This window comes from Bacillus sp. LK2 (genome assembly GCF_001043575.1).
Taxonomy (GTDB): domain Bacteria; phylum Bacillota; class Bacilli; order Bacillales; family Bacillaceae_G; genus Bacillus_A; species Bacillus_A paramycoides.
This window is the reverse complement of record NZ_LDUK01000072.1, coordinates 12081-32031: the sequence shown is the minus strand read 5'-3', so window position 1 is coordinate 32031 and position 19951 is coordinate 12081. Positions and strand designations below refer to the sequence as shown.

The window sequence follows — 19951 nt, the reverse complement described above, 5'->3', positions numbered from 1 at the left end:
CTACCTAAAGGGGATAATATCAATTGTCAGTCCTTTTTGTATGTTAAATAAGTAATAGCTGAGGATGTAATGAGAAGAAAAAGAACTCTATAGGGTTCTTTTTCAAGGCATATTAACTGTAAGGAGAATCATGAAATGCTACTTCAAATCTTTATTAGGGGAAAGATTTTGAAAAAGCTTAACATACATCTATTTTCACATAAATGTAATATATAGTAAATTGATAATATTTATACTTACTATTACTAATATTCAATTAAGATAGTTAACACTGTTCGTATAGTGTTAATGAACGTTTAGTGCAGTATACATTTAGAAATCTAATATTAGATTTCATTTGTTAAAAAAGCTTATAGATAAATCATTTCAAATTCTAACCACATTTAAACGATTTTAATTGAAATTGGGTGTAAATCAAAATACTATAAAAAAGACACTACAAGAGTGTCTTTTTTTGGAAAATACTCTATAATTAACTTTGGGGAAGGTAATGTTAGAGTATTCGTTTAGCATTATCTTTATATTTGATAAACCATGAAATTGAGAGATTTTGTGGTTTATTTTTTTGAGCAATAGATATACAGTATTGGCAGTGCGCTATTGATCATTATAAGCATTTGAAGAGGTAGGATTAAAAGTCTAACATCGAATAACGGTTCCGGAATATAGCGTTACGAAATGATCTCCCATATCCCAAACGGTACTTGCCTGTATATAGCCCTTAAAGCCTTCTGAAGAATAATAAATTTCTTTTGGTATACTTTCTTTAGATTGGAAATGTGCTTTAGAGTACTTTACATAATGGTTTTTAATAATTTTTGATTCAGGAACAATAGTGTTTTTTCGTTCCAGTGATTGTGTAGCACTAGAATATGGTACAAATTTGACAGTGTCTTGGTAATTATGATCTAAGGTGTCAGCTTGTACACTGCGTGACGAAACAAAGACGCTTAGACTACTTCCCGCAATTAATGTTGCAAATACTAACTTTGAGAATTTTGTTAATCTACTCATTTTATAATCTCCTTTTCATTATTTTGTAAGGTATCCCCTTACACCTCACAGTCTATATCCACTACATAAGGGTGTACATACATATTGATAGACAAAATTCTACAAAATACCTCATGTTTTTGGATTTGTGTATAATAATCCAATGTTTAATAATATATCAGAAGTAAAAAGATAGGTCTTATATAAAAGAAAATGAATAATTTATGCAGAGCTTGTATATAAAATTATTGTTTAAATATTCTAAAATGAGTTGATAAAGATATTGGAATTGTTTTAGAAAACAAATGATTTCATAGGTGAAATTTTGGAAAAATATTCTCTTTTTGAGTTTAAATATAAGGGCATTCACATTCGTGGATTCAAAATGTAAAATAACTAAAGAATTAAGTACAAGCACACATTTTAAATAAAAAAAGTGAGAAAAATGATAAACATTCTTCTCACTTTCATCAATTAGGGTGGCATATACATAAATATGCGTTTAAGAGGATTTTTGGATGAAAAATCCACATGCATAGTATAACAAAATATTTAAGGCTCTTCGCATGTAATATTGCATATGAAGTGTTGGTAGATATAATAGTTAGCCTATTTCTATTATTTAACGGATTTTCCAAAAGAATTTTCCTTCTTTAAGCAAGTGCAGGGCGATAGGTGGGAGATGAATTTTGGTTTAGCGTAACCAAAAAGAACAGTTCATATTTTGGTATTTAAAAACCCTCCATTTGGAGGGTTTTTAAATATACCTACATTAAATTTGTTGTGGTGAACCACCATAATCACCAACACTATATGAAGGAGCAGGGTAATGTCCATGAGTAGCAAACTGATCTGTTTTAGAAAACTGAGAAATTCCCACCGTTAACGCCCCAATGAAAGCAATGCCAGATAATAATAGGCTAATTTTTTTCATTATTTTAACACTCCTTTTTCGATTGATTTTCGTCTTGCTTGATAACAAATATGAAAATAGTCGCTTACCTTTTTGTGGTTCTCTAATTGTCTACATTTTGTAGCAAATAATTCAGCGTATTCGCCAACATATTCCCATAACTCTTCTTTCTCAAAGTATAAGATTCCTTCTTGAATGATTTTTTCTAATTCTTCCAATGGAATATTTTCGTTTAATCTTTTTAAAATAAGGAAGTGATGTATATATTCTTCGTTATGAATTCCTCTGCAGATCTGTAATCCCTTATCAATGAGCTTGCTAGCTGTTGATTGTTCTCCTAGTTTATAATGTTCCTTAGCTTGTAGGAAGATAGCCTTAAAGTGTGTAGGGATTTTATCTGTTACTTCTGAAAGATGACGAATAGCTAAAGTAGACATGCTTTGATCAGAATATAGCCACCCGATAGTACTTCTTACTTTAACATTTCACATTACAAAAAGATTGTACCTGTATTATTTCTTTCATGTGTAACGCTTATAGGCTGTTCCAATAGTAATACTCAATCTGAACCACCTAAGCAAACCAAACAAGAAAATACAGTTAATCATTCTTTTGCTAAACTTGAAAAAGAATTTGATGCTAAACTCGGTATTTATGCATTGGACACTGGGACGAATCAAACCGTTACTTATCGATCAGATGAACGGTTTGCATACGCATCTACCCATAAAGCTCCAGCTGTGGGAGTACTTTTACAAAAGAAATCATTAGAAGATCTGGTTAATTACAATCCAATTACAGAAAAGTATGTTGATACAGGTATGACTCTGAAAGAGCTTGCAGATACTTCCATTCGATATAGTGATAATACTGCACAAAATCTTATTCTTAAACAATTAGGTGGGCCAAGTGAATTCAAAAAATCACTGAGAGAAATAGGAGATACTGATACAAATCCTGAACGTTTTGAACCAGAATTAAACGAAATGCATCCAAGGGACACTCATGATACTAGTACCCAAAATGCATTAGCTACTAGTCTTCAGGCTTTCGCGCTAGGAGATGTACTTTCAACTGAGAAACGGGACTTATTAATAGATTGGATGAAAAAAAATACTACGGGGGCAACTTAATTCGTGCTGGAGTTCCTGGAGAGTGGGAAGTAGCCGATAAGACTGGCTCAGGATCTTATGGAATCCGAAATGATATCGTAATTATTTGGCCACCAAATAAAAAGCCAATTGTTCTTGCGATACTTTCTAATCATGATAAAGAAGATGCTAAATACGATGATAAACTTATTGCAGAAGGAACTAAAATAGTGTTAGGTGCTTTAAAAGCTACAAATAAATAATAATAGTAATAAGTTAATAAAATTTTTCCACTTTTCCGTCACCATACTGTGACGGTATTTTTTGGGTATTTAACGAAGAATGAACTCCTTCTTGGATTATTGGAAGTTAAATCTAATATTTTACTATATTTTTCAGCAGTTATTAGTAACTACCATTTCAAGAGTGTCCATATATTCTTAGGTTCTGGTGCCCCTATTACCATGCTTACTACTTAATAGGAAAAAATGCCTGTCACGCCCTGAGAAATGTCGGAGCTGCAAAATTCATTCGACATTTCCAGGATGATGGCAATGGATTATTTTTTATAATTCTATTTTCTGGTCCCCACGTTTTTCTAGATTTTTAGCAGTTTTACTTTGGGCAACATCCTTTTGGTCTTTAAAGGTGCCCATGAGAAAATCATAGGCTGGGTTCGTAACACCATACCAGTAATTTTCATTTTTGAAGTGATGCCATAAATGAACCTTTTTCATCCAGCGCCCCCATGGTGATATTGGTTGAAGGGGGCGATGTGCGATATAATGCTTCCACTCATAAAATAATAAAAAGAGCATAATACCTGCAATAAATGCGTTTGTCATGACAAAGCTGGATGAAAGAAAATAAAACATTGCTCCTGCAATTGCAATGTTTGGCACACTATACCATAAGGGTAAAAATAATAAATGTAATTCATTCGGATTTGTATGGTGGTCATAATGTAGGCGCTTAAGCATTTTTAATAAAAATGCATTCTTTGGTGGCTTTAGATGAAAAATAAACCTGTGAGTAGCGTACTCAGCTAAGGAATACATAATCATTCCCAAAATAAAAGCACCCCAAATTCCGATAGAGTTTAAATGTAGAATCATAAATCCAAAGCTAATAAGGAAAAGACAGCTCATGATCAATATATCAGGGTAGGAAAAATATTCTTTAAAATATTTTAGTTTCATTTATCACGCCTCCAGCTTTCTTTATTTTTTCTATCTCTCCAGAGAGCCAAGCTTTTCTCCATTGTTGTCTTACTCAATCTTTCCGCTTCAATTGCATCTCCCTTTAATGCAGCTTTTAATAAGTCGTGATAATAGTTGAAGGACAACCTGCGATGATCTTTTACAGAAAAATATCTTTTCGCCATATCTACATAAATGGAATCGAAGCTATTTAAAATGAGTAGAAAGATCGGATTGGCCGCAAGCCCAGCACACTTTTTTTGCAAATCCCAATCAAATGCTGCATAGCTTTCTGCACGATCTTCAAGCTGCTCAAGATTGGCAAGGAGAGCAACCACTTTAGGTTGATTAAACGTAACAGCATCACGAATATAAGTCGGAGTCAACGAACCTCTAAATTCTAATAAGTACATAATAAATTCATCTGTAATGGTATGTTGATTCTCAACAATATTAATGAGTGTTGTTAGATTCCCATTGCTCCAATAATCATTAATAATCGCTGGCATTCCTTTTCTCCCTGTTATCCATCCACTCGTTCCTAAACGTTGAAGCGCCTCCCGAATAGTTGGGCGACCAACACCAAATTCTTTCGCAAGCTCTCTTTCCGGTGGTAAAGTCCTTCCTACAGAATAAACACCAGCCAGTATGGATCTAATTAATTCATTCTCAATTTTATCTGAGGAGCGTTCCTTTTCTTTCAAGCCATCGTCCCCTTTATTTTATGGTAATACATATCAAAGACATTGGTAATACCAAAAATTATATAATAAATTTGAATTTTCTGTCAATGGAAAAGGAGCGAATTTTTATAAATAGAATTATCGAACAAGGCCGTAAACTACTTAGTAGGATGGAAAATGATCGGTTAAATGCGTTGTTAGGATATTTATAAAAGAGAAAAAACTCATTTAGATAAAGGACGGGGAACCGTATCATAAAGTAAATGAGGTTTTTATTCAACCTTAGGAAAATTATTAATTTTAGCAACTACATAATTTATAAGAATGAATGTAAGAATATCTGTTCAAAATAGATGATCAATCTTTTATATATTAAAGTGTATGAAGAATTGTACTTAAAGTAATGGGTGCTATAGTGAAAGAAGAATTAATTGAATTTAAAGATTGAGACCATGTTTTAGTTATTCCATTAAAGGGCGCGATTGTTGCACAAAATAGATAGGAAATGACCATTTTAAAGCAACAGCATAAAATCGGATTCACTTATATGAAAGATAAGAGTCTTTCTTAAACGGGGGGCTCTTATTTAGTTAACTTATTTTTAATTAGTTTACATAAGAAATCTTATAAGTAGTTGTAATAAAAGAGTGTAGTCTGTCTCAAAATGAAAAGGATTCTTATCTTATTGAGACAGATGAAAGAATTTCAAAATTATATTTTCAAATATGTATTAGAATTAAATTTTGCTCAGCGTTCACCTAAGACAAGGATAATAAAAGATACCATTGACCTAAAAGGACTAAAACACTCTCTTTCAATATTACAAACAATTAAGCTTTGAGTAAAACACAACCGATTTAGTCTTAAGAGGTTAAAGTTAGATGTTTTATATTAAAATTTTCTTAACGTGTTTTTATATACTGTCTGTACCCTATAAGTAACCGTATAATCAACATTAATATGTATAAGTGAATGTATAAGAAACTAAAATGTATTATTACTAATGAAAGGTGAATAATACATTTTATTGGATGAGTATAAAAGAATTATAAAAAGGGGAAAAAAACAAACATCTCACAACTTTGCACGAAATACCAATTTTACGAACACTAAGGTATTTATATAAACATCTAATACGGTATCTAGGGATTTCCAGTTCATGTGCATAGATTTGGGTATTGGTATACATCTATGTAATTTATATTTTATATGAAAATAATCAAATTCTGAATTACTCACTAGCAATCTTTATAGTGAATTGCATTTTAATTTATAAGAGTTTTTCTTGTGTTGATCTAATTAACTCCTGATAATCATGATTAAATTAACCAATTCATATGTTATAACGACTTTTATGTTATTTTCATGTATTCATTTTGTATAAATTTATATATAAAATTGCTTTATCTTACATACATTTAAATGTAATTTTTGTAATAGTTTTACTAGCCTAATACAAATTTATCACTTGGTTATCTATAATTTTTATTAGAATAACTACACTATTCCATTCAATTTCTAGTATATTTTAGCATCCCATAATTTAATTATGTAAATAAGTTTGTGTAAAAATTGAATTTAACGCGAACTTGTGTTCGTATCGTTTTTCTGTTATAGTATATATGAGGTGATTTTTATGGATTACAGCAAGCAACGTCAAAAATCCGTACATCGTAAGAAATTATACGAGAATTTAAACGAAATGCCCTTTTACATAGAAGAATTTGTGGAGTACAAAGAATTGCATGATGCCTCTCCCTCCACCCTACTGAATTATGTATATGATTTTAGAGTCTTCTTTAATTGGCTATTATCTGAACAAATTATTGAATTTAAGCCCATTAAAGACATATCCTTCTCTGATTTAGAGAATTTAAAGAAAAAAGATGTTGAGAACTTTATGAGGTTTCTAAAACTACAACAAAACATGCAGAATTCCTCTGTTAACAGAAAAATTTCAGCCTTAAAGTCTTTATTTAAGTACCTTACCTCCCTATCAGAGAATGATGATGGAGAATGTTATTTTTATAGAAATGTAATGGCTAAGATTGAAATACATAAAGATAAAGAAACATTAAATGCACGTGCAAAACGTATGAGATCTAAAATATTTCATAATGATGATGATCAAGAGTTTTTGAATTACGTTAAGTACGAACATGAAAAATCTTTAACAAAACATCAGTTGTTCTATTTCCTAAGAGATAAAGAGCGTGATGTAGCTATTCTCTCCCTCTTTCTTGGTAGTGGTATTCGTGTAAGTGAATTAGCAGATCTTCGTATGGAAGATATAAACTTAAAAGAAAGACTAATTGATGTAATACGAAAAGGAAACAAAGAAGATTCAGTATGGATTACTCCAATTGCATTGAATGATCTTGAAAGGTATATGGAAATTAGAGATAACAAATATGCTCCAGGGAAAGAATTAAAAAATGTATTTTTATCGAAGTATAAACATACTGCACAGCCTCTTTCGGTTAGGGCTATCCAAGATATAGTAGAAAAATATACTAAGGCCTTTGGTAAAAGAATGTCTCCTCATAAATTAAGACATACATTGGCAAATAAATTATATATGGAAGAAAAAGACTCGTTACAAGTGATGCAGCAACTTGGACATACCAGTCAAGATACAGCTTTGTTATACACTCAACTTGGGGAAACAACTATTAAAGATAGTTTAGGAAGAATAGGAAAGAATAAAGAATAAAAGTTCAGCAATGCAAAATTGCTGAACTTTTATTCTTTTCTCTAACTCCTAGGATTTAAACACTCTATGTTATTCGTTTCATATTTGATTTTATTGTGTAAAAAATACATAGTTTGAATTCTACTTTAATTGGTATATAAAAGCCCTCTCATGATAGATATAAATAAAAATTTTAGATTCCTACAATTGTTGTTTACGTTAAATCAGAATTTAACGAACAGTTTGTATTTTTATTTAAAAGTTCCCTTCTCCTTCCAAAATATATAAACGCAGCTGCTGTTGATTTGAAATAAAGTTCGATTATTTTGAAAAAAGTCTGATCGTTTATAATAAAGTTTGATAATTTGTAAATAAGTTTGATCAAAAATCCTGTATTGAAATATAGGCTTTTTTCTTGTTTCACAATCGGGCCATATTCTTGAAAAAGGTTATTCAATTAACGGGAGTTTAGTTTAACAAGGAACTGCAATAGAACATGATAAAATAATCAAAAATGGAGTAACGAAAAAAATGTTAAATACCTCCCTATCTGCATACAAAAAGATAAAGGGGTACTAAAGGCTGAGAGGAGATGGAGAGATGGTAAGTTACCACATTGCTACAATTGATAGCCTGCGTATTTTTTACCGGAAAGCAGGAAGCAGCAGAAATCCAGCGATTGTGCTGCTCCATGGTTTTCCAAGTTCTTCCCATATGTTCCGGAATCTAATTCCTCTTTTGTCTGACCAGTTTTATGTCATTGCACCTGATTATCCCGGCTTTGGAAACAGCAGCATGCCTGCTCCCGATGAATTTACATACACGTTCCATAACATTTCTCTTGTTATGGAAAAGCTATTGGATCTGCTTGGCATCAGGCAGTCAGTCTTCTATGTTCAGGATTATGGGGGTCCAGTCGGCCTCCGCATTGCTGTTCGCCAGCCGTCAAGGGTGCTTGGATTTGTTATTCAAAATTCCGTTGCTCATGAAGAGGGCCTTGGCAAGCCGTTCGATCTATTTAAAGCTTTGTGGAAAGACAGAAACCCAAACACTGAAGCAGCATTGGGAGCCCTACTCACCTTTGATTTCACAAAGAAGCAGTATCTTACCGGTGCCTGCTCCCCGAATCTGATCAGCCCGGACAGCTATTTGATGGATCAGTTCTTATTGGACCGCCTGGGAAATGCTCAAATTCAATTGGAACTTGCCTACGATTATCGAAAAAATGTAGAGCAATACTCCGTTTGGCAGCAGTATCTGCGCACGAAGCAGCCCCCAGCAATAGTTATCTGGGGGAAAAATGATTTTATTTTCACATTGAATGGCGCTGGTGCCTTTAGCAAGGAACTGTACAATGTGGAAACCCATCTTCTTTGTGGCGGGCATTTCCTTCTCGAGGAGCAAGCTTGGCAGGTATCACAGCTAATTAAAAGCTTCTTTTATCGTTTTCCGACAGAAGACTCCTTCCTCAAAAATGTGAAGGTGTGAAACACCAATTTTAGGTGGGAGATGAATGTCGGTTGGCATAAGCCAACATGTTTGCTATCCTATATTTGTACAGATTGCTCTTTGAAAACTGAAGATATGAGGTTGGTTGCAGAAAAACGTTGCAACCGTAAAATCTTCAACGTTCTATCGCCCCACGCTTGCCGAAGTTGCGAAAATCAAGCTAAAGTAGGAAGCGTGGTGAGTCAACGTACAAGATACTTATGTTTTCACCGTAGGGACTACGGGCAGAGCCTGCTAAGATAACCGGTGGATACATCGGTGTTCGCAGGAATCTCCCACTTCAAACAGTCCGTAAGGACGTTAAGTGGTGAGTAGTTCAATCAAGGCTAATTGTTCAATAATTCATGTGTAAAAATTTTAATGATTTTCAATTCATCAACAAGGTTTTATACTCTAAAGACAAAAAAGATTGGCATTTTGTCAGCATTTTTTCTTCCACCAATTCCTTTTTATTATCTGTCGATAATTAATAATGACCGTTCATAGTATTTTTTTCATTTATAAAAAAATACTAGTGTAAACCAATGCCTTGGTTTACACTACTAATCTTAGCATCATACGGAATACCTGTAACAGGATGTTTATCTCCCGCTAATTCCCCTTTTCTTAATCTAATTGTCTTCGGACCAATTGCACCTTCATAGGTATATGCAACTGCTTTATGTAAGTATTGTTGTGTACTGAGAGATGATTACCAGCCTTAAATTCATAGTTATTTAATATATGTAATGCTTTTCTATATGCAGAGGAATTTGAAAGCAGTGATTTCCCCCTTTGTAAGACCTGTAACAGCCGCTACCTTTCCTGCTTGTCCTATTTCCTCCAACAAAGCCTGTGAGTATTGAAGTGATGGCATAAGCTGCATAATGTTCTCTACTCTTCAGATTACCATTCCAAAATTGATTCATTCATTCATGAATGAATGAATCAGATAGAGCATTCCATGCAGCAGGAATAGTTTACGATTGCATCTTTCATGTTTAACCAGGTCTCTTTGTCTCCTACCCCATCTACAAACCTAGTAGAAATCCCAGTCCACACATGGCACCTTCTTGAATATCGGAATCGACTAAATTCCCACCATACAACTCGTCAGCTTCACGGAATTTTATAGCAGCACGTTCTTGCTCTTCTTCAATTTCCCCTAATTCTTGCAGAACATTAAACATCATTGGTTTTGTGTCATTAAACATCTGATAGAATCGATTACTTGTTGCTCCGCTCCACTGAGAGGCTATATACTCTGTTTGATTATATAAGTCCTTATGTATATATTCTAATGACGATCTTGCATCTCTTACACATTACGAGTCTTATCTCTTTTTTGATTAAAAGCGATGTTTTTTTGCCATCGGTTCTATACATGTATTTAATATCCAAGTTAATACTTTCCATACCTTTTGTTGATTAGGTGGCAAATGAGCGTGATACATAAAACTGTATTCAATCTGCTGTTTTGCACCACGATTTCGTTTGAATTCTCCAGCCCCAGCACTACAATGACAAATTAAATCTTTTTCGATAGAATCCATTGTAATAAGGAGGGAAAGAATACGGTATAAGCCTTGTTGCTGGTCAGAGTTTGTATTATAGCCAAGGATCGGCGTTGTCATAACTCCATCCCTAATAAAATAAGCAATGACACCATCAATTGTATTCCCTTTTTTTATGGCCTTTATCTCAAATAAACGATGCTGAAGAGCATTCCATAAATAAGCGGGTGTAAACATTGGGTTATGGGCGGAATATTTTTCAATATATAGTTGGTTGTATAGCTGGGAAATTTGTAAAATATCTTCTTTTGTTAATTCTTCATTCGTAATGATTTCATAATTGCATTTCTCTAATAAACTTTTATCATTTAATAAGTCTTTTCGTTTTTTTCGATTCATTTCTTTATAGTGTTTCGGATCAAATAAGTATATAGAACGAGACATAATTTTCTTGTAACCTACCGTAGATAGTGCTTCTGTCGTTACGGGATATAATTCGTTATTTAAAGAGCGAAATAGAATTGTATGCTCTGGAAATTTCTCAACAAATAAATTCGTAATTTTTTCGATTTGTTGTTCGTTGATAGAGTGATAAAGATTTGTTGAAAGCATCCAATTATTTACGACAATTACTTTATTAATATTCGTTCGTCGTAGCCAACTTCCCATAAGATGAATCGGATAGGTTAATAGCTTCTCTAGCCATGGTTTTTTCAACTCCCATAGCTCTTCTAACGCATAAGATATGTAATGTGTATAAGGAGAACATACATATGAATTTTCGAACTCTGCGTTATTAAGAGTAACTGGCAAGATCAGATCATCAATTTCTAATAGAAAGAGCTGCGTGTTAACATTTTCAATAAATGCTGTAACGCCCTTTTGAAAGAGAGGCAGGAAACTATCGCGTACATATGCTCCATCTTTTTTTGATTCCCAATCAATGCTGTGCAAGGAATGAACAGTATGTAGCTTAATCATATATGTTCACCACGTCTTACAAGACTTTCTATTCTTTTTAATTTTTTATCATATACTTGAATATCGTAATGCGAAAAGAAAAAATGTGGTATAGCACACTTTTTAGTAGACCACAGTGTATGTAACTCTTGCATTACCTTTGATTGACATAATTCGAAATCTTCAGGCAGTGCTTTAAGTTTTATTTCAATTTTGTCTACACTGTGCTGTATTACTTTAAATTCTTGAATGTCACTGGATGCAAACAAAATTGCTCTTCTAATGAAATCTGGAAAAATAAATATTTCGCTATTATCCAATTCACTTATTCCAATAAATATATCGTCACATCGACCATCAATTCGTTCTAATGCTAAGAAAGGTGAGCCACAGCTGCACGGCGTTTTTTTCTCAATTAATATGTCATTGAGACGATAGCGTATAATAGGCTGTGTTTTCCTCATGAAATCAGTAATAATGGGAACAAATATCCCTTTCTCTTGATCTAAGTACTCTTTTTCAATATGAACGAGATCTTCATTAATGTGTAATGTCCCCTGTCTGCAGGTGGTAGCAAGAAAACCTTCTGTACATTGGTAAACTTGGTGTACTGTCTGCTTGAAGGTTTCACGAATAAAGTCTCTATCAATATCTTCAAGCACTTCTGCTACAGAGATAATTTTTTTGGGACAAATCGTAATAAGCCCTTCTTGTTGCCAGTAAGCGATTTTCCGTAACATAGACGGAGGTGCAATTAAAATAGATGGCTTTACTTCATTTAATCGAGTGATATGCTGCTGAAACGAATCTAGTAAATCAAAAAAATGAAATGAAATTCGCTTATTTTTTGTCGCTTCGTATAAATTGCTATTTGCACGTAAGAAAAAAGCAATCGTGTGTTTATGTAGAATGCTAGAAGGAAGCACCTTTCCAATAACCGAGCCAGCCCACAACGTTTGTTCCTCCTCAGAAACGAGAAAAACCCCACGATTTCCACTAGTGCCTGATGATAAACCGACAGTTATATTACGAATGGTTGGTGAGAAATTCCGGGTCTTTTCTGCTTCAAATGCTACATGAAACGCTTCTTCCTTTGAAATATGGACTGTATTTAATGTATCAAAATGTTCCATCATTACTTCTTTATCAATAATGGGGAGTGCAGACAAATTTCCCTTTTGAAATTCATTTAAAAACGGCGTATATAACTGGCGATAAAAAGGAGACGCCTCTATCGTGAACAAAAGTTGTTTTTCTATTTGTTGTTTATGAAACTGTTCCAACTGTTTGCGATTTGAAAATCTCAAGCCATATTTTGTTTTCAAGTATTGCTTGAGAATCCGTAGTTTATTCATAGTACACCCCTGCTTTAATTTTATCCCATGTATGTTCACAATGAGTTGGTACAATTTCGATCTCAGGTGATGTTTGTGATAAATGGTGTAACTTCTCAATATTCTTTCGGTAAGACTTTGGATCGCTAGTTAAAAGGTTGGCAATCTTACTAGGAAATACAAGGTTTTGATAAGTTTTACTTAGCCACACTGCGTCTGCACAAAGAAAGACAATTTTATTACTCTGTAAATGGACGAATAAACCGAATTGTCCCGTTGCATGTCCTGTTAAGTCAACAGCAAATAATGAGCCATCATCAAATACATCATACCCCTCTTCAAACTTTCCATATGTAGGAGGTAAGTTAAGGGATGGAGTTTGATCAATGAATGTCATCCTTTGCTCTAAATCAATCGGCAGTGTATCTTTTAGGCATCCTTTTAATAGAGCCCCAAATTTACTTCTCCGTTTTATATCCTCATAAGCTTTTGCGAAGGTTAGTATTTTGGCTTTTGGAAAGTCGGGCAGACCAGCTGTATGATCGCCATGAAAATGAGAAAGAATAATATATTTAATTTCTTCTAGCTGAATACCATCAAGAAGCAGTTGCTGTTTAATAGATTGCTCTTCCGTGAAATGAACAGGCGTAAGTTTTGCATATACAGAGTAAGGAAATTTTTTTGTCGCATCTTTAAAATGCCCCGCATATCCAGTATCAAATAAAATATATCCTAATACTGGATGCTCAAGTAATCCTACTGTAGCTGGAAAACGGATTTGTTTCCAACTGCCCTTGGAGTATGCGATTTTTTCTGGATGTGTGCAATATCCCGTATCATATAGCTTTAAAGATTTGATTTTCATTGTATTTTCCACCAGTCTACAAATTTTGTAATTCCTTCTTCTATACTGATCTTTGGAGCATATCCTAATTCTTCTTTAGCTTTATCAATACTTAAGGTCTGGCTTTTTGAAAGGACACTAACAGTATATTTTGTGAGAATAGGTTCTTTTCCAAATAAAATAGTTTTTGAGAGTCCTTCTAGTATAGCAGCTAGTGTAAAAGCAGTTTTGTAGGAAATTTTTTTATATTTTACTTCCTTATCAAGACGCTTCATTACATTTTCTATGACCTCATATAAATTTACACGTTCGTCATTTGTTATATTGTACTTTTGCCCTAATGTATGTTTTGGGGAATGCATACAAAGAAGTAAAGCATCTACAACATTCTCAACATACGTAATATCAACAAGAACATTTTCTGTACCAATTCTCGGTAAGGCACCCTTTTCACATACTTTAATAAGACGCGGAAGAATAGCGTTATCTCCTGGTCCGAATAAAGCGCGCGGGCGTATTGTGATAACTGGTAAACCATCCGTGAAAGCTTGATCAATAGCTTGTTCAGCCATGTGCTTCGTTGTTGCATAATGATTTACAAATGTATCAGGAAGTTTCGCGTTTTCTACTACATTTTGTCGCTCATCATAATAGAAATAAATACTTGGTGTTGATACGTGGATAAGGCGTTTTATACCGGACTTTTGACTTCCCTCGATAATATGTTTCGTTCCTAACACATTCGCATTATAAAAATCTTCATATTTGCCCCAAGGGGAAGAAAGTGCGCCGCTATGAAAGATATAATCTTTATCTTTACAAACTTGTAGCACACGATCCCTGTCTTCAAGAGGACAATGAACAAATTCGATTCCATTTTGTTCTAATACCTTACCGATTGTTTTATTTCTCCCCGTTGCCGTTACTTCATAGCCCATATTTTTCAGTCGAAAGGCGAGTTTTTGTCCTAGAAAGCCCGTTCCACCAGTTACTAGCATTTTCATAAATCTTCACCATCCCACGATATGTCATATGTTGTTTGCTCTAAAATAGTCCGTTCATGTTTATAACTTTCACGCCATAATTTATACATGCTAAAAAACTGATAAAAAAATGGTTTCCTATCAGTGTGACTATAAATGATATCTGGATAGGCGCATAGAACTTTTAACCATCCCTTACGTTTTTGTGTACTTTTTAAGTAGGGGAGTCCATATAAAAGCATTGCTAATCGAATTGCACACTCAGAATTCAGTTTCGGAATTAGTGTATTATTTACTTTTGTATTAAAAAAGGCGGATAATATTTCCTCATCAAATAAATGTAATCCACTTGTGGTACGTGGATTACATTCGATTGGAATAGCATCTCCATTCTCTGTAATGATGAAATCAAAGGCAATTTGTCCAGAGAAATTTAGCTCTTTTACAATTTGCCTAACAAACTGTTCAATTTTAGGCTGATTAATATGTTTAAACGCAATGGTAGCGCCTAATCCTGCCGTGAATTCCGTTTTATAGGTAGAGTGAGCTAACACTTTCCCAGATTGTGCGATACTGTAGGAGCAATGCTGTGTTCCTTGTATAAACTCTTGAATGATATAATTAGGCTTGTCTACCATGATTTCTTTTATAGCAGCTTCTTTTGTAATAAATTCCACTTTATCAGAAAAACGGGAGAAAATCGGCTTTAGCACAAAAGGAGTAGTGGCTGGTGTTTGGTGAATCATTGACCTTATGGCTTGTTCATTATTTATTCTATACGTTGTAGGAACTTGCCAACCTAAATTCGTTACTAACTGAATAAATTCCCACTTATTATGGAGTAGTGAAAGTTTGTGAAAATCATCTACTAATACATGACAAAATGGACTAAATTCTTCTTTATGTCTAGATATATAAAATATTTCTTCACAAGTAGGAATAAGTAAATCCACATTATGGCGTTGAATGATTGATAGCAGCGCATGGATACTTTCATTTGTTTTCCACTTTGGAGAAGGAATTTCATAAAAGTAATCCGTACTTGTTGAAACTTTGCTTAATGGATAAGGAATACTATCTGCAATAATAACGGTATGCCCGGTGCTATTAAACAGTCTGCATAAATGTAAAGCTGCTGGTGCACGTGCCCCTGTAATTAATACTGTTTTCTTAGTATTCAAGAAGGATGCCTCCGATAGAAAGTCCTGCAGAAGTACCTAGCAATAATATTTTATTTCCGCGTTGCACTTTCTTTTGTTTAATCGCTTCGAAAAGGGCTACTGGAATAGATGCGGAAATCATATTACCGTAGTCTTCAAAAATGGTCATAAAGCGCTCTTCATCAATCCCTAATTTTTTACGAATCAGTCTCATAGCTGGTCCACTTGCTTGGTGAGGAACAATTAAATCAATATCATCTAGGGAATAACCAGTATGCATAAGTAGTTTTTCGATAAAATTCAACAGATACTTAGAAGATAGTTTAAAAATAGCTCTGCCATTCATATCGAACAGGAAGTCTTCTTTTCGCTCTTCACTATACTCCCTAGGATGAATCATCGTTCCACCGCCACGAATTTCTGATAGATGCGCACCAGAGCTATATGTTTCCATATGGGAAGCTATAATGGAAGATGTATGAACGCTTTTTGCTATCACAACAGCTGCCGCACCGTCACCGAATAAAATGCTACTTTCATTTTGTCCCCAATTTAATCCTACAGAAGAAATTTCAGAAGAAATGATAACAACATTTTTGTATCTCCCGCATTCAATTGCGTAAGAAATTGTATCAAGTGCTGTTATGAAACTTAGGCATGTTGAGTTGATATCAAAACATGGAATACCAGAGTGCTGTAGTCCGAGCTGTTCTTGAATAAGTGATGCAGTAGAAGGGATTGCCTGTTGAATCGTTCCGCTTCCGCAGATGATACAATCGATATCAGCCCATGTTAGCTTAGCATCTTCTACAGCTTTTTTTGCAGCTTCAGCACCCATATAAGAAGATGTTTCACCATCAACAAAGTATCGTGTTTTTACCCCAGCTTTTTTTAATGTCCAGCCTTCTGGCACATCTAGCATACGATCTATTTCAAAAGAATCTACTTTTCGTTTTGGAAAATATGTGCCAATTCCTTTTATTCCAACATATCTTTTCATTCTCTATCGCCTCTTAATCTTTTTATAAATTTAAAAATTCCGTTATATCTAAATAGTGTTGTGGGAAAATGCAGAAATTTTTTTGTGAAATTTGGATACTCACTTAGGGTCTTCTGGTAATGTTTCTCTGCAAAAAAGAGCAAGTTCCCAAGTAGAGAACTTGCTCTTTTTGCATGAGAATTCTTAAAATATATAATCTAGAAAAAACTTTTATACCAATTTAATCATATTATAACAATTATATGAAAATATTTAATAGTATTTTTTTATAAATTAAAGTAAAAATATAGAAAATGAAGTGCGAGCTTAGGTGAAATGATATTTTATTCTGCTAGTTTGATAGCGATATGGTGCTACCTCATCGTGTATAAGAGAGTATCCTTTATTTTGATTGGGTAATTATTTAATATGTAATTTTTCTTTTACTTTTGTAAGGTAAATCATCTTTTTGAACTCCTTCATAGGAAGTTACTTCTTTATGGTTTATTTCTACATTACTGTGATCTTTGTGTCTGATGTAAAGGTGTATAAAGGCATTCTCTTTAAATGGTGTGTCTATTGGTTTTACACTTCCAAATGTAACTGTTTTTTCTACTCCATCTTCATTATAAGTAGATAAAGTATAGAAACGCTGGTTACCTTTTACCTCACCCTTATTTGTTATTTGTACATAGTATTGTTCTGTTCCCATTCTAGATCTCTTGCACCCTATAGCAAAACTAGAAAACAGTGCAAATAATATAAATATAACTAAGGATTTTTTCATATAACTCTCTCCTTATCTTTGCATATGGAAATTATAGTAAAGGATTTATAGTGAAGAAATTGATTTTAGTGACATTAATATTACAAAATTGTAAGGTTTATTAGGGGTCACCATACATGCCCATCAACTTAAGAATTTACACCCCTAGGATGAAAATTCCGTGTATTTTTGACAGAAAACGGCTTATTTTTTCACTTTGGGGGTATTTGCTTTTCTTAGCTTGATGGTGATGGGTAGCACCACATTGCCATCAAGCTAAGGTTTTGAAGTACCCCCTAAACGAAAATTTTCTTTCTCTACAGGTAGTTATTTTGAGAAGTCAGCTCATTTTTTTCGTTTTGGGGCATTTATTTTTCTTAAGTTGATGGGCAACTTCTTGTTAAATAATTACATGAAAAAAAGCTTCCAATTATATTACATGAATTTATATATAAATAAATATTAAATAAGATATTATAGAAGATTCCTTCCTCAATTTGTGTGAAGGTGTGATAGCGCCAGCAAATAGGTGGGAGATAAATGTCGAAAAAAGATAAAAATGTTTTATTTATTTTTGTTGATTTTAAATAAACGTCATCATAGAATGTTTATGTATAACCAAACAAAATAACTTAATGTTTGGTTAATCCTTTAAAAAACTCTAAGAAATGTTAATGGCAATTAAAGCATAGAACCAGTACGAAAAAGATGCCTTCATAAGTGACAAACTAAAAAAATTGAAAACGAAGCATTATTAGCCCTTGAAGAAGAGTTACAACCATATGAGGAACAAGATTATAACCAAAATAGTCTTAATTAGGAGGGAGAAATTATGGAACAAAGAAAGTATCCAGTAACACCTCAAGATCGAATGAATTATATACTAGGTCTTTATTCTGCAAATCAACAAATTAATACCGTTCTTTATTTTCCTATAGGTATATCAAAGGAAATGCTTGAACAATCAGTAAGGATAACGTTACAATTACAGCCAGTTTTGAACAGCCGTTTTGTAGAAAGTGATATACCTTACTGGGAGGAACATTCATCTAGTACTAACCTACCTATTTGTCTTTTTGCAGAAGGAAATGATCAAGAACTTGAAAAGATGGCAATAGATTTTATTAAGGAACCTGGAGATTATATTCAGGGGCCTATGGTTCAAACAAAATTATTACGGGGTACTACAACAGATATGTTAGTTGTTAAATTATCACATCTTTGTTCAGATGGTGCAGGAGTCAAGGAATACCTTAGTTTACTGGGAGCAATATATACTCAACTTTCCCAGGGGCATTCTAAGGGTCAAATTATAAAGGAATTTGGCACGGGGAGTGGGGGTTTTCGCGATCAATCACCTGTTTTCAACTACGCTGGAATAACAGATGTAAAAAGTGCGTATCGTCCTAGCCAAGAACAACAAGCATCTTTATGGTCTTTTCCATCTCAACCGAACGAAAATGCATACCCAAAAATGTCCGTACGGCGGTTGAGCCATGAGCAAACTCTACGTCTAACCCAATGGACAAAAGCACAACAGGCTACCTTGAATGATGTCATCATGACTGCATACTTCCGATCATTATCGCATTCCACTGTGTATGCAGAACCTCGCACTGCAGAAAAAATGATTGGTATAACAATTGATTTACGCCGATATCTTCCCAATCATACAACTGGTGCTATTTGCAATTTATCCGGTATGGAAATGCCAGTGATTAAAATGGAAGATAATGAATCATTTAATCAGACTCTAGTTCGAGTCAAACAATCAATGGATAAAATAAAATCTCAAAATCCAGGTCTCTCTTCAGCCGCAGGAATGGAGTTACTGGCAGGTCTAAAGCTATCTGAGGTGAAAGAAATGTATAAAAGGCAATACGAACAGGCTTTACAAATGGGGATGGCGTTGCCGTTACTTACAAATATAGGGGTGATAGCAGATGAACCTATTAAATTTGGTGAAGTTCTAGCCGATGACGGGTATATGACATCACCTATTATGTATTCCCCATTCTTTACAATGGGGGTAAGCTCTTATAATGGAAGACTTACATTTACGATTGGTTATCATACGCCGGATACATCAAAAGGAAAAGTAGAGCAATTTTTAGAAAGTGTAGTCAGTCAACTAACATACTTGTAATAGGAGTATTACCTCACACCCAACAAGTTAAGTTTATATAAGTTTAATTTCACGTGAGATATTTCTTTTTTCAAGGGTTCCAGTGTAATCTCATTATAGATTTGCATACCAAATAAACCCTATCAGGTTTCAATTTTTAGATTACGCTACATGATTGTAGGACATGAAAAAGTTGTATTCAAAGTCTAAGATATCAAAGGCTGTTT

The 19951-nt window shown here is 33.8% G+C and carries 14 protein-coding genes and 3 pseudogenes; 4 read left to right on the top strand and 13 right to left on the bottom strand.

The genetic code is table 11. The features are described from left to right. Nucleotides 1–639 precede the first annotated feature (639 nt). The 3 genes and pseudogenes from VK90_RS26430 to VK90_RS26420 all read right to left on the bottom strand — a co-directional run. The gene (locus VK90_RS26430; protein ID WP_048376493.1) at nt 640–1014 is read right to left on the bottom strand and encodes a hypothetical protein; all 375 of its coding nucleotides are present in this window, start codon (nt 1012–1014) and stop codon (nt 640–642) included. A 751-nt stretch (nt 1015–1765) separates the two neighbouring features. Further along, entirely contained in the window at nt 1766–1927 is a 162-nt protein-coding gene (locus VK90_RS30430; protein ID WP_048376491.1) for a hypothetical protein, read from the bottom strand. Further along, nucleotides 1927–2382: pseudogene (locus VK90_RS26420) on the bottom strand (tetratricopeptide repeat protein); the annotation flags it as partial. The pseudogene VK90_RS26420 and the gene VK90_RS30430, both read right to left, overlap by 1 nt. A gap of 6 nt (nt 2383–2388) precedes the next feature. On the opposite strand from VK90_RS26420, the pseudogene bla reads away from it, so the two are divergent. Next, nucleotides 2389–3260 (top strand): annotated as a pseudogene (gene bla / locus VK90_RS26415) (class A beta-lactamase). 303 nt (nt 3261–3563) lie between these two features. On the opposite strand, the gene VK90_RS26410 reads toward bla, so the two are convergent. Both VK90_RS26410 and VK90_RS26405 read right to left on the bottom strand, forming a co-directional pair. Further along, entirely contained in the window at nt 3564–4196 is a 633-nt protein-coding gene (locus tag VK90_RS26410) for a sterol desaturase family protein (RefSeq protein WP_048376489.1), read from the bottom strand. Next, nucleotides 4193–4900: a GntR family transcriptional regulator gene (locus VK90_RS26405; RefSeq protein WP_048376487.1), complete on the bottom strand. Its 708-nt coding sequence runs from the start codon at nt 4898–4900 to the stop codon at nt 4193–4195. The genes VK90_RS26410 and VK90_RS26405 overlap by 4 nt, the downstream gene beginning before the upstream one ends. Nucleotides 4901–6515: 1615 nt before the next feature. Here VK90_RS26405 and xerS point away from each other — a divergent pair. Then, nucleotides 6516–7592, top strand: a complete 1077-nt coding sequence (gene xerS, locus VK90_RS26400; protein ID WP_048376485.1) for a tyrosine recombinase XerS — start codon at nt 6516–6518, stop codon at nt 7590–7592. 579 nt (nt 7593–8171) lie between these two features. Further along, entirely contained in the window at nt 8172–9059 is an 888-nt protein-coding gene (locus VK90_RS26395; protein WP_048376483.1) for an alpha/beta fold hydrolase, read from the top strand. A gap of 574 nt (nt 9060–9633) precedes the next feature. Here VK90_RS26395 and VK90_RS29580 read toward each other — a convergent pair. The 8 genes and pseudogenes from VK90_RS29580 to VK90_RS26355 all read right to left on the bottom strand — a co-directional run. Beyond that, nucleotides 9634–10381, bottom strand: a pseudogene (locus VK90_RS29580) (WXG100 family type VII secretion target); the annotation flags it as partial. 27 nt (nt 10382–10408) lie between these two features. Then, entirely contained in the window at nt 10409–11554 is a 1146-nt protein-coding gene (locus tag VK90_RS26385) for a hypothetical protein (protein ID WP_048376482.1), read from the bottom strand. Further along, nucleotides 11551–12888, bottom strand: a complete 1338-nt coding sequence (locus VK90_RS26380) for a F390 synthetase-related protein (RefSeq protein ID WP_048376480.1) — start codon at nt 12886–12888, stop codon at nt 11551–11553. The genes VK90_RS26385 and VK90_RS26380 overlap by 4 nt, the downstream gene beginning before the upstream one ends. Next, nucleotides 12881–13732, bottom strand: coding sequence for an MBL fold metallo-hydrolase (locus VK90_RS26375; RefSeq protein ID WP_048376478.1), 852 nt, complete (start codon nt 13730–13732; stop codon nt 12881–12883). Before VK90_RS26375 ends, VK90_RS26380 begins: the two co-directional genes overlap by 8 nt. Beyond that, nucleotides 13729–14715: an NAD-dependent epimerase/dehydratase family protein gene (locus VK90_RS26370; protein ID WP_048376475.1), complete on the bottom strand. Its 987-nt coding sequence runs from the start codon at nt 14713–14715 to the stop codon at nt 13729–13731. Before VK90_RS26370 ends, VK90_RS26375 begins: the two co-directional genes overlap by 4 nt. Next, a complete protein-coding gene (locus tag VK90_RS26365) occupies nt 14712–15875 on the bottom strand; it encodes an ATP-grasp domain-containing protein (protein ID WP_048376473.1) in 1164 nt (387 codons plus the stop codon). Before VK90_RS26365 ends, VK90_RS26370 begins: the two co-directional genes overlap by 4 nt. Continuing rightward, nucleotides 15865–16854 (bottom strand): beta-ketoacyl-ACP synthase III, encoded by a 990-nt coding sequence (locus VK90_RS26360; protein WP_048376471.1) that lies wholly within the window; start codon nt 16852–16854, stop codon nt 15865–15867. The genes VK90_RS26365 and VK90_RS26360 overlap by 11 nt, the downstream gene beginning before the upstream one ends. A 403-nt stretch (nt 16855–17257) precedes the next feature. After that, the gene (locus tag VK90_RS26355; protein ID WP_048376469.1) at nt 17258–17620 is read right to left on the bottom strand and encodes a DUF1093 domain-containing protein; all 363 of its coding nucleotides are present in this window, start codon (nt 17618–17620) and stop codon (nt 17258–17260) included. Nucleotides 17621–18431: 811 nt separating this feature from the next. On the opposite strand from VK90_RS26355, the gene VK90_RS26350 reads away from it, so the two are divergent. Continuing rightward, on the top strand, nt 18432–19745 hold the full coding sequence (locus VK90_RS26350; protein ID WP_048376467.1) for a condensation domain-containing protein: 1314 nt from the start codon (nt 18432–18434) through the stop codon (nt 19743–19745). Nucleotides 19746–19951: the final 206 nt, after the last annotated feature.